The following is a 9,852-nucleotide window of genomic DNA, read 5'->3' on the forward strand; positions in this document are numbered from 1 at the left end:
CGGTGCCCGACCGCCGGGTGGGCGCTGCAACGAATGTGGATCGCGCTTTATGCCGGCCAAATACATCCGCGTTGTCATCAGCTTGATACGCCCGCAAAAGCGCCCGCCCGAGGGGGCGGTCGGGCGCTGCGCGGCGGCGCGTTCCGCGCCTTGATTCCGCGCTGGGGGTGCAAAACGAGCGCCCGCTTCGTCCCGCATTGCGGCCTCTCGAACCTCGCTCCGAGAAACCGCAGGCGCACCGGAAACAGACTGGGAACTTTTGTCGGGTGGTGAACGCCAGCGTACTGGCGTTGCGCCCCGGCGCGGATCGCCTCAGCGCATGTCTTCAGGCGTCACGGTCAGGGTGATCCGGTCGCCGGCAAACCATGTATGGCCGAACTCGACCGGCGCGCCGTCCGCATCCACGTTCACCGCCACCGTGCGCAGGATCGGCGCGCCCTCGGACAGGTGCAGATGCAGCGCCTGCGTCGCCGTGGCCGCCTTGGCGGTGATCCGCGTCTCGGCGCGGGTGTAATCGCTCAACCCCTCTTCGCGCAGCGCCTCGGTGACCGAGGTCAGACGGCCCAGACGCTCAAGCAGACCCGCAAACCGGACCGCCGGGAACACGCTGCGAAACAAGGCCATCGGCGCGCCATCGGCCAGCGATATCCCCTCGATCACATGCACCTGTGCGCCCGCACGCAGCCCCAGCGCCGCCGCCTCGCGCGTGTCCGCCGCGCGCGTCTCACGCCGCAACAACCTGCGCTCGGGGCTGCGGCCGGCCTCGGCAAGGTTGCGGTGAAACCGCACCCGCCGCCCGATGGGATAATCCGCAGGCCGCGCCGCCACGAAGACCCCCGCGCCGCGCCGCGCATGGGTCAGCCCGGCCTCGGCCAGGGCCGCCAGCGCCCGGCGCACGGTGTGGCGGTTGACGCCGAAGCGCGCCGCCAGCGCCGCCTCGGTCGGCAGCTTGTCGCCGGGCGCGTAATGGCCCTGCGCGATCTCGGCGGCCAGCGTGTCGCGGATGGATGTCCAGATTGCCGTGCGGCCCATGCCCGCCCCCTTCCCGCCTGTCACGAAAGTTTCACGCCCTGCCCCTTGCAAGCGGCGGCGATTCCGTTCTATTTGTCTAGTTGTATATTTACTTAGACAACCACGCAAGGGTGTCGAACAATGAGCGACGCGCGCAAGACATGGATGAGCCTGCTGGCCAAGGCACCGCCCGAGGCGCTGCGCCGGCTGTGGAACGACACCGGGCTGGCGCCCGATTTCACCTGGGCGCGCGCGCCCGAGATCGGCAGCACCATGGTGCAGGGCCGCATGGGGGGCACCGGTGCCCCGTTCAACCTGGGCGAGATGACGGTGACCCGCTGCGCGCTGCGGCTGACCGATGGCGGCACCGTGGGTCACGCCTATGTGCAAGGGCGCGACAAGACCCACGCGCGCATCGCCGCGCTGGTCGATGCGCTGATGCAGACGGCGATGGAGCAGCGTTTGCGCGCCGAGGTGCTGGCGCCGCTCGCCGCCGACGCCGAGAAGCGCCGCCGCGCCCGTGCCGGCGAGGCCGCCGCCACCCGCGTCGATTTCTTCACCATGGTCAGGGGAGAGGACTGATGAGCCAGACCACGCTGGAGGGCGGCTTTGCCAACGCCCCGCACGACGCGGCGCGCGCCTTTCGCGCCTGCATGACCGCGATGGCCCGCCCCGGCCGGATCGAGGCCATAGGCGGCGCCACACCACCCGCGCCGCTGTCGCCGGCGGCGGGGGCGCTGCTGCTGACGCTGTGCGATGCCGATACGCCCGTCTACCTGGCCGGCGCGCACGATCGCGACGCGGTACGGCAGTGGCTGGCCTTTCACACCGGCGCGCCGCTGACGGGCAATCGCGCCGACGCGGCCTTTGCCGCCGGCACCTGGGCGGCGCTGCAACCGCTCGCCGGCTACCCCGTGGGCACCGCGCGCTATCCCGACCGGTCCGCGACGCTGGTGGTCGAGGTGGACACGCTGACCGCCTCGGGCGCGCGGCTGAGCGGCCCCGGCATCGACGGCCACGCGGCGCTCAACCTGCCTGGCCCGGCCGCATTGCGCGCCAACAACGCGCTGTTTCCGCAGGGCCTGGATTTCTATTTCACCGCCGGCGACCGGCTCGCCGCGCTGCCGCGCTCTACCCGAGTGGAGGACGCCTGATGTACGTGGCCGTGAAAGGGGGCGAGCGCGCCATCGACGCCGCCCATGACTGGCTGGCCCGCGCGCGGCGCGGCGACGCCGATGTGCCCGAACTGAGCGTGGCGCAGATCCGCGAGCAGATGACGCTGGCGGTGGGCCGGGTGATGGCCGAGGGCTCGCTCTACGATCCCGACCTGGCGGCGCTGGCGATCAAGCAGGCGCGCGGCGACCTGATCGAGGCGATCTTCCTGATCCGCGCCTACCGCACGACGCTGCCGCGCTTTGGCGCCACGCGCCCGGTCGACACCGGCGCGATGGACTGCATCCGCCGCGTTTCGGCCACGTTCAAGGACGTGCCGGGCGGGCAGGTTCTGGGCCCGACCTTCGACTACACGCACCGCCTGCTGGATTTCAAGCTGGCCGCCGAGGGCGAGGCGCCCGACGCCGGCGAACGCCCCGATGCGACGCCCGACCCGGTGCCCCATGTGACCGAATTCCTGGGCCGCGACGGGCTGATCGAACCAGCCGAACCGGACGACACGCCCCCCCCGACCTGACGCGCGCACCGCTGGAACTGCCCGCCGCCCGCGCGCTGCGGCTGCAGGCGCTGGCGCGCGGCGACGAGGGGTTTCTGCTGGGGCTGGCCTATTCCACGCAACGCGGCTACGCGCGCAACCACGCCTTCGTGGGCGAGTTGCGCATCGGCGCGGTGGCGGTCGAGCTGGATATCCCCGAACTGGGTTTTGCCGTCGAACTGGGCGAGATCACGCTGACCGAATGCGAAACCGTCAACCAGTTCACCGGCTCGAAAACGCAGCCCGCGCAATTCACCCGCGGCTACGGTCTGAGCTTCGGGCAGACCGAGCGCAAGGCGATTTCCGTGGCGCTGGTGGACCGCGCGCTGCGCTGGAAGGAGTTGGGCGAGGACGATGAAGGCGCCCCCGCGCAGGACGAAGAGTTCGTGCTGTCGCACGCCGACAACATCCAGGCCACGGGGTTCCTGGAGCATATCAAGCTGCCCCACTACGTGGATTTCCAGTCAGAGCTGGAACTGGTGCGCAAATTGCGCAGGCAGGCCACGCAGGCAACCGAAACGGAGGCCGCGCAATGACCGATTACAATTTCGCCTATCTCGACGAACAGACCAAGCGGATGATCCGCCGCGCCATCCTCAAGGCGCTGGCGATCCCCGGCTACCAGGTGCCGTTCGCCAGCCGCGAGATGCCGATGCCCTACGGATGGGGCACCGGCGGCGTGCAGCTCAGCGCCGCGACGCTGACGCCCGAGGACCGGCTCAAGGTGATCGACCAGGGCGCCGACGACACCACCAACGCGGTGTCGATCCGCAAGTTCTTTGAAAAGACGGCCCAGGTCGCCACCACCACCCGCACGCCCGAGGCCAGCGTCATCCAGACCCGCCACCGGGTTCCCGAGGCGCCGCTGAGCGCCGACCAGATCCTCATCTACCAGGTCCCGATCCCCGAGCCGCTGCGGTTCCTGGAACCCTCCGAGGTGGAGACACGCAAGATGCACGAGCTGTCGGAATACGGGCTGATGCACGTCAAGCTGTACGAGGACATCGCGCGGCACGGACATATCGCCACGTCATATGCCTACCCGGTGCAGGTCGAGGGGCGCTACGTGATGGACCCGTCGCCGATCCCGAAATTCGACAACCCCAAGCTGTCGAACTGCGCCGCGATCCAGCTATTCGGCGCCGGGCGCGAGCAGCGCATCTATGCCCTGCCGCCGCATACCAGCGTGGTCAGCCTGGATTTCGAGGATCACCCCTTCGAGCCGTCCAAGGCCGATGCCGCCTGCGCCCTGTGCGGCGACCATGACAGCTATCTCGACGAGGTCATCACCGACGACGCGGGCACCCGCATGTTCGTGTGTTCCGATACCGATCACTGCACCGCCCGGCGCGACGCCGGCCACGGCACGGAGGACGCCGCATGACACCGCTTCTGGATGTGCGCAACATTACCAAGAGCTACGGCGCGCGACTGGGCTGCAAGGACGTGAACTTCACCCTGTGGCCGGGCGAGGTGATGGGCGTGGTCGGCGAAAGCGGCTCGGGCAAGTCCACCCTGCTGGGGTGCCTGGCCGGGCAGCTTGCCCCGGATGCCGGCGAGGTGATCTTCGACACCCGTGCCGAAGGCCCGCGCGACACGCTTCTGATGGCCGAGGCCGAGCGCCGCATGCTGGCGCGCACCGACTGGGCCTTCGTACACCAGAACGCCCGCGACGGGCTGCGCATGGGCGTCTCGGCGGGCGGCAACGTGGGCGAGCGGCTGATGGCCGTGGGCGCGCGCAACTATGGCGACATCCGCACCCGGGCGGCGGACTGGCTGGACCGCGTCGATATCGCCGCCGACCGCATGGACGACCGCCCCGGTACCTTTTCGGGCGGCATGCAGCAACGGCTGCAAATCGCGCGCAACCTGGTGACCGGCCCGCGGCTGGTGTTCATGGACGAACCCACGGGCGGGCTCGACGTCAGCGTTCAGGCGCGGCTGCTGGACCTCATGCGCGGGCTGGTGCGGCAGATGGGCCTGTCGGCGGTGATCGTGACCCACGACCTGGCGGTGGTGCGGCTGCTGGCCGACCGGCTGATGGTGATGAAAGACGGCCATGTCGTGGAATCGGGGCTGACCGACCAGGTGCTCGACGACCCGCAACACGGCTACACGCAACTGTTGGTCTCCAGTGTGCTACAGGTCTGAGCGGGCGCAGGTGGGGGGCTGTCTGCCCCCCACACCCCCCGAGAGTATTTGCGGAAAGATGAAGGCACATCCATGATCGAAAGTTTCATCCCGAATCAGGACGCCGGGCTCACGCGCAGTGACGGCATCGCAAGTGGCGCGATCTGGATCGATCTCAACGATCCGACCCGCGAGGAGCTTGCCGAGGCGAGTGCGGCGACCGGGGCGGACCTGCCGACACTTGCGGACATGGAGGAGATCGAGCTTTCCAGCCGCCTCTACCGCAGCGGCGACGTCGTGTTCCTGACCCTGGTACTGCCGGCGCTGACCGAGACGGATGAACACCAGGTTGCCCCGGTCACCTTTGCGCTCGGCGCAACACAGCTCGTCACGGTGCGCTACCACAACCCGCGCCCGTTCGTGAGCTACCCCAAGCGCGCGGCGCATAGTCCCTATGACACGACCACGCCGCAAGACGTGCTTTTCGGCCTGCTGGACGAGATCATCGACCGCCTGGCCGACATCCTCGAACTTACGGATGCCCGGATCGAAAAGGTCTCGAGCGGGCTTTTCGGGACCGGGGGCGAACCGCTGGTTCGCGACCGGCGTTCACCGCTGGCCACGCTCGGCCAGACCGGGGCGCTGGTCTCGGATGTCCGCAACAGCCTGGTGACGATCGAACGCGCACTGGCCTTTCTCGACCGCGCGGAGGCGGCCGGGTCCGGGCGCAAGGCCACGCACGCGCTCAGGGTGCTGTCCAGCGACGTGACCTCCCTGGCGGAACATGCCGGCTATCTGACGCAGAAGCTGAGCCTGCTGCTCGACACGATCTTTGGGCTGACCACGATCGAACAGAACTCTGCCACCAAGACCTTTTCGCTGGTGGCGGTACTGTTCCTTCCGCCCACCTTGATCGCCTCGATTTTCGGGATGAATTTCGCGTGGATGCCGTGGCTCGACGCGCCCTGGGGCTTTGCTGCGGCCATTGCCTCGATGGTGCTGTCCTCGCTGCTGTCCTATCTCTTTTTCCGATGGAAGAACCTGCTATGACCCTTCAACCGATGATCGCGCTCAGCGATGTTTCGAAATCATTCACCCTGCACAACCAGGGCGGCGCGGTGATCCCGGTGATGGCGGGCGCGGCGCTGAAGGTGCGGCCGGGGGAATGCGTGGCGCTGGTGGGGGCCTCGGGGGCGGGGAAATCCACCCTGATGCGGATGATCCAGGGCAACTACCTGGCCGATGGCGGGCGCATCGTGGTGGGCAGCGTGGACGTGGCGCGCGCTGACCCGCGCGAGATCATCGCCCTGCGCCGCGAGGTGCTGGGCCATGTCAGCCAGTTCCTGCGCGTCGTGCCACGGGTGCCGACGCTGGATGTGGTGGCCGAGCCGCTGATCACCCTGGGCGCCGCACCCGATGCGGCGCACGCGCGGGCGCGCACCTTGCTGGCGCGGCTCAATATCCCCGAAAACCTGTGGTCGCTGTCGCCCACGACCTTCTCGGGCGGCGAGCAGCAGCGCGTCAACATCGCGCGCGGGTTCGTGCATGACTACCCCGCGCTGCTGCTGGACGAGCCGACCGCCAGCCTTGACCCGACCAACCGCGAAGAGGTGCTGACCCTGATCGAAGAGGCCAAGGCGCGCGGCGCGGCGATCCTGGGCATTTTCCATGACGCCGACGCACGCGCGCGGGTCTGCGACCGCGAAGTCGATGTCGGCCGGTTCACGCCGATAGCACCATGAGGGCGCCGGGGCGCCTGTTTGCCGTGGCCGGGCCATCGGGCGCGGGCAAGGACACGTTGATCGAGGCCGCCTGCCGCGCCCGGCCCGGACTGGTGCGGGCGCGGCGCGTCATCACCCGCCCCGAAACCGCCGGCGGAGAGGATTTCGAGGGCGTCAGCGCGGCCGCGTTCGAGCAGCGCCGCGCCGCCGGCGCCTTTGCCATCCATTGGCAGGCGCATGGCCTGTGCTACGCCATCCCGGCCGGGATAAACACCGATCTGGCCACCGGGCGCGACGTGATCTTCAACGGCTCGCGCGCAGCACTCGCACAGGCGGCGGTGCGGTATCCGGGGCTGCGGGTGCTGCTGGTGCGTGCCTCGCCCGAGGTTCTGGCGCAGCGGCTGACGGCGCGCGGGCGCGAGGACGCGGCCCGCATCGCCGCACGGCTGGCGCGCCGCGTGCCCGACCTGCCGGCCGGGGTGCCGGTGGCCGAGATCGACAATTCCGGCACCGTGGCCGAAGGCGCGGCGGCAATGCTGGCGGCCATTCAGCCGGAAAGGGCGTAGCGATGGATCAGGCGAAAGCGACCATCCGCGCCCTCGCCGAAAAGGCAGATGTGGGCGATATCGAACGGCGCCGGCAGGATCGGCGCCAGCACCGGCGCCAGCGCCGCGCGCGTGGCCCGGGCCTGCGCGTCGTCCAGCGGGCCGGCCAGCGTGAGGTGAAAGCGGAACTCCTCAAGCACGAAGGGATATCCCCAGCGGTCAAGGTTGGCGCGCTGCCGCGGGCTGAGGCGATCGGGCCGCCGGCGCGCGCGTTCGTCCGCGGTCAGAGGCGCGCGATGCGCGTCGAGCCCGGTCACCACCGCCCCGGCCAGTGCCGCCAGCGGGCCGACGCCGCCGCGCGGGGTCAGCGCCAGGAAGCGGCCGATCCGGTCCAGTTGCAACCCCTGCAACCGCACCGGCGCCAACCGCGCGGCCAGCAGGCCGACATCCTCGGCCAGGTCCGCGCCCCGGCGCCCCGGCGCCAGGCGAAAGGGCGGCTTGAGCGTGGCGTGAAAGCCGTATTTGCGCGGGCGCTGCGTCAACTCGGCCACCGGCGCCGGCAGGCCGGGCACATCGGGGTGCGCCACCGTGCGACCGGCCTGCGCGTCCCAGCCCAGCCATGCCGCCCCGAAATCGGACAGCGGCCCCGGTGGTGGCGCGTAATAGATCGCGTATCGCTCACAGTTGTCCATGATGCCGCCCTACCGCGTGACTGTCACAATTCGGTGACGGTGCTACCCTATCGAGACGCCGAAAAGAAAGGCCCGTGATGCAATCCGAAACGATCACCGAAACGATCCTGGCCAACGCCACGCTGGTGCTGCCCGACGCCACCGTCACCGGCACGCTTTGCCTGCGTGACGGGCTGATCCACGATATCGACACCGGCGCCGCCGTGCCCCCCGGCGCGCAGGACATGCAAGGCGACATGCTGATGCCCGGGCTGGTGGAATTGCACACCGACAACCTGGAACGTCACATCGCGCCGCGCCCCGGCGTGGGCTGGCCCCATGCCAGCGCCATCGTCGCCCACGATGCCGAACTCGCCAGCGTCGGCATCACCACGGTGTTCGACGCCATGCGCGTGGGCTCCGTCGTCAGCAACGAACGCACCAACTACGGCAAATACGCCCGCCAACTGGCCAGCGAACTGATGGACCTGCGCGCCCGCGACGCGCTGAGGATCAGCCACTACCTGCACCTGCGCGCCGAGGTGTGCTCGGAAACCCTGCTCGACGAGCTGGCCGAGTTCACCGCCGGCGACCGCGTCGGCATCGTCAGCCTGATGGATCACACCCCCGGCGAGCGGCAGTTCCGCGACCTCGACAAGCTGCGCACCTATGTCTGCGGCAAGCACGGCCTGTCCGAGGCCGAGTTCGCCGATCACGTCGCCAGCCAGCGCGCGCTGCGCGAACGGCTTGGCGCCGCGCACGAGGCCGGCGCGGTGGATGCCGCCGGCCGCCTTGGCGCGGTGCTGGCCAGCCATGACGACACCACCGCCGAGCAGGTCGCGGCATCGGCGCGCCACGGCGCCACCATTGCCGAGTTTCCCACCACGCGCGATGCCGCCGCCGCCTGCCGCGCGCAGGGCATCGCGGTGATGATGGGCGCCCCCAACCTGATCCGCGGCGGCTCGCACTCGGGCAACGTGGCGGCGGCCGATCTGGCCGGGGCCGGGCTGATCGACATCATGTCGTCCGATTACGTGCCCTCGGCGCTGCTGTCGTCGGCGGTGATGCTGGGCGATCTGTGGGACGACATGGCGCGCGCTGTCGCCACCGTCACCGATGCCCCGGCCCGCGCCACCGGGCTGGCCGATCGCGGCCGCATCGCCCCGGGCCTGCGCGCCGACCTGATCCGGGTGGCCCGCATCGACGGCACCCCGGTGCTGCGCGGAACATGGGTGCGCGGGGCGCGCGCCGCCTAGTGGATCGAGCGGGTAAGGAGCCGCGCATCGACGGGCCGCGGTGCGGCGATCCTACGCTGGTGCGGGGCACTTTATACCAGCCAAGTCCGAAAGACATTTGTGCGTTGCGCAGGTTGCAGCCAGATCGCCGTGCCGGGCGGCGGCCCGTCGATGCGCGGCGGCCTTCGGCCTTGATTCCGCGCAGGGCAGAGTATCGAACGGCAGCAACAGGCCATCTCGGCCACGCTCCAAAACCGACCCGAGCGCCCCCTTCGCCGCGCTGAGCGGCCCCGGCCCATCGCGCGGCGAAGGACCGGTTCGAGGCCAAGGTCGCAGATGCTGCGCTTGCCCCAACGGCAGCTATGCGCAGGGAGGGAGTTTGCAAAGTCAATTCAAACGAGCGCGGCCTAACACCGGAACCGGCTCACCGCTCAGGGTTCATGCTCCGTTGCCGCCCGGAAACCCAGGCTACTACATCCAGAGCCATTCGACCATTTTGAGCCCCGGAAGAGTGTGTTATCCAACGTTTGTGTTTGTACACTGATGATCCGAAGGGGCGCATGATGGAAACCAGCGAAGAACACCAAATGTACATTCAAATTTGGTCTCGTGTGGTCGAAACGCAAATGCACTTCAACGAGATGCAGGTAAAATCTCGACAGCTCGGACTAACTTTTGTGACAGCGGCTCTAGCAGGCTGCTGAAGAAGTCTGGCTGGAAGGACGTTTTCCCGTCTGCCGTGGTTTGAGGGCGGTTTCTCCGGAGGCTCGGACCCCGGGCTCAGGATGGCTGTCGTGGTCAGGTGGCCAGGAGCTTCGGCAATCTTGCGAG

The 9,852-nt window shown here is 69.2% G+C and carries 11 protein-coding genes and 1 pseudogene; 10 read left to right on the top strand and 2 right to left on the bottom strand.

The features are described from left to right. Window positions 1-312: 312 nt before the first annotated feature. On the bottom strand, window positions 313-1,032 hold the full coding sequence (gene phnF, locus Q0L89_RS12320; RefSeq protein WP_296765543.1) for a phosphonate metabolism transcriptional regulator PhnF: 720 nt from the start codon (window positions 1,030-1,032) through the stop codon (window positions 313-315). Window positions 1,033-1,152: 120 nt separating this feature from the next. On the opposite strand from phnF, the gene phnG reads away from it, so the two are divergent. From phnG to phnN, 8 genes and pseudogenes are all read left to right on the top strand, one after another. Next, window positions 1,153-1,593, top strand: a complete 441-nt coding sequence (gene phnG / locus Q0L89_RS12325; RefSeq protein WP_296765545.1) for a phosphonate C-P lyase system protein PhnG — start codon at window positions 1,153-1,155, stop codon at window positions 1,591-1,593. Continuing rightward, window positions 1,593-2,165: a phosphonate C-P lyase system protein PhnH gene (gene phnH, locus Q0L89_RS12330; protein WP_296765549.1), complete on the top strand. Its 573-nt coding sequence runs from the start codon at window positions 1,593-1,595 to the stop codon at window positions 2,163-2,165. The genes phnG and phnH overlap by 1 nt, the downstream gene beginning before the upstream one ends. Further along, window positions 2,165-3,255, top strand: a pseudogene (locus Q0L89_RS12335) (carbon-phosphorus lyase complex subunit PhnI). The gene phnH and the pseudogene Q0L89_RS12335 overlap by 1 nt, the downstream one beginning before the upstream one ends. Continuing rightward, window positions 3,252-4,103: an alpha-D-ribose 1-methylphosphonate 5-phosphate C-P-lyase PhnJ gene (locus tag Q0L89_RS12340; RefSeq protein ID WP_296765551.1), complete on the top strand. Its 852-nt coding sequence runs from the start codon at window positions 3,252-3,254 to the stop codon at window positions 4,101-4,103. The pseudogene Q0L89_RS12335 and the gene Q0L89_RS12340 overlap by 4 nt, the downstream one beginning before the upstream one ends. Next, window positions 4,100-4,870, top strand: a complete 771-nt coding sequence (gene phnK / locus Q0L89_RS12345; protein WP_296765554.1) for a phosphonate C-P lyase system protein PhnK — start codon at window positions 4,100-4,102, stop codon at window positions 4,868-4,870. The genes Q0L89_RS12340 and phnK overlap by 4 nt, the downstream gene beginning before the upstream one ends. Window positions 4,871-4,942: 72 nt before the next feature. Next, a complete protein-coding gene (locus Q0L89_RS12350) occupies window positions 4,943-5,899 on the top strand; it encodes a CorA family divalent cation transporter (RefSeq protein WP_296765556.1) in 957 nt (318 codons plus the stop codon). Between the two features lie 11 nt (window positions 5,900-5,910). Continuing rightward, window positions 5,911-6,591, top strand: coding sequence for a phosphonate C-P lyase system protein PhnL (phnL, locus tag Q0L89_RS12355; RefSeq protein WP_296765568.1), 681 nt, complete (start codon window positions 5,911-5,913; stop codon window positions 6,589-6,591). Continuing rightward, a complete protein-coding gene (gene phnN, locus Q0L89_RS12360) occupies window positions 6,588-7,136 on the top strand; it encodes a phosphonate metabolism protein/1,5-bisphosphokinase (PRPP-forming) PhnN (protein WP_296765558.1) in 549 nt (182 codons plus the stop codon). The genes phnL and phnN overlap by 4 nt, the downstream gene beginning before the upstream one ends. Here the strand turns inward: phnN and Q0L89_RS12365 are convergent. Further along, entirely contained in the window at window positions 7,118-7,807 is a 690-nt protein-coding gene (locus Q0L89_RS12365) for a DUF1045 domain-containing protein (RefSeq protein WP_296765560.1), read from the bottom strand. The two genes, phnN and Q0L89_RS12365, sit on opposite strands and share 19 nt — an antisense overlap. A 77-nt stretch (window positions 7,808-7,884) precedes the next feature. Here Q0L89_RS12365 and Q0L89_RS12370 point away from each other — a divergent pair, with 77 nt between their 5' ends. Next, a complete protein-coding gene (locus Q0L89_RS12370) occupies window positions 7,885-9,042 on the top strand; it encodes an alpha-D-ribose 1-methylphosphonate 5-triphosphate diphosphatase (RefSeq protein ID WP_296765563.1) in 1,158 nt (385 codons plus the stop codon). Between the two features lie 542 nt (window positions 9,043-9,584). Beyond that, window positions 9,585-9,725, top strand: coding sequence for a hypothetical protein (locus Q0L89_RS12375; RefSeq protein WP_296765565.1), 141 nt, complete (start codon window positions 9,585-9,587; stop codon window positions 9,723-9,725). The last annotated feature ends 127 nt before the right edge of the window (window positions 9,726-9,852 follow it).

The organism is Sediminimonas sp. (assembly GCF_024637375.1).
Taxonomy (GTDB): domain Bacteria; phylum Pseudomonadota; class Alphaproteobacteria; order Rhodobacterales; family Rhodobacteraceae; genus Sediminimonas.

What these genes read in the sequence shown, in the direction of transcription:
- phnG (WP_296765545.1), top strand. Translation starts at nt 1,153, where the DNA reads ATGAGCGACGCGCGCAAGACATGGATGAGCCTGCTGGCCAAGGCACCG.
- Q0L89_RS12365 (WP_296765560.1), bottom strand. Translation starts at nt 7,807, where the DNA reads ATGGACAACTGTGAGCGATACGCGATCTATTACGCGCCACCACCGGGG.
- Q0L89_RS12340 (WP_296765551.1), top strand. Translation starts at nt 3,252, where the DNA reads ATGACCGATTACAATTTCGCCTATCTCGACGAACAGACCAAGCGGATG.
- phnN (WP_296765558.1), top strand. Translation starts at nt 6,588, where the DNA reads ATGAGGGCGCCGGGGCGCCTGTTTGCCGTGGCCGGGCCATCGGGCGCG.
- phnK (WP_296765554.1), top strand. Translation starts at nt 4,100, where the DNA reads ATGACACCGCTTCTGGATGTGCGCAACATTACCAAGAGCTACGGCGCG.
- Q0L89_RS12350 (WP_296765556.1), top strand. Translation starts at nt 4,943, where the DNA reads ATGATCGAAAGTTTCATCCCGAATCAGGACGCCGGGCTCACGCGCAGT.
- phnH (WP_296765549.1), top strand. Translation starts at nt 1,593, where the DNA reads ATGAGCCAGACCACGCTGGAGGGCGGCTTTGCCAACGCCCCGCACGAC.
- phnF (WP_296765543.1), bottom strand. Translation starts at nt 1,032, where the DNA reads ATGGGCCGCACGGCAATCTGGACATCCATCCGCGACACGCTGGCCGCC.
- Q0L89_RS12375 (WP_296765565.1), top strand. Translation starts at nt 9,585, where the DNA reads ATGGAAACCAGCGAAGAACACCAAATGTACATTCAAATTTGGTCTCGT.
- Q0L89_RS12370 (WP_296765563.1), top strand. Translation starts at nt 7,885, where the DNA reads ATGCAATCCGAAACGATCACCGAAACGATCCTGGCCAACGCCACGCTG.
- phnL (WP_296765568.1), top strand. Translation starts at nt 5,911, where the DNA reads ATGATCGCGCTCAGCGATGTTTCGAAATCATTCACCCTGCACAACCAG.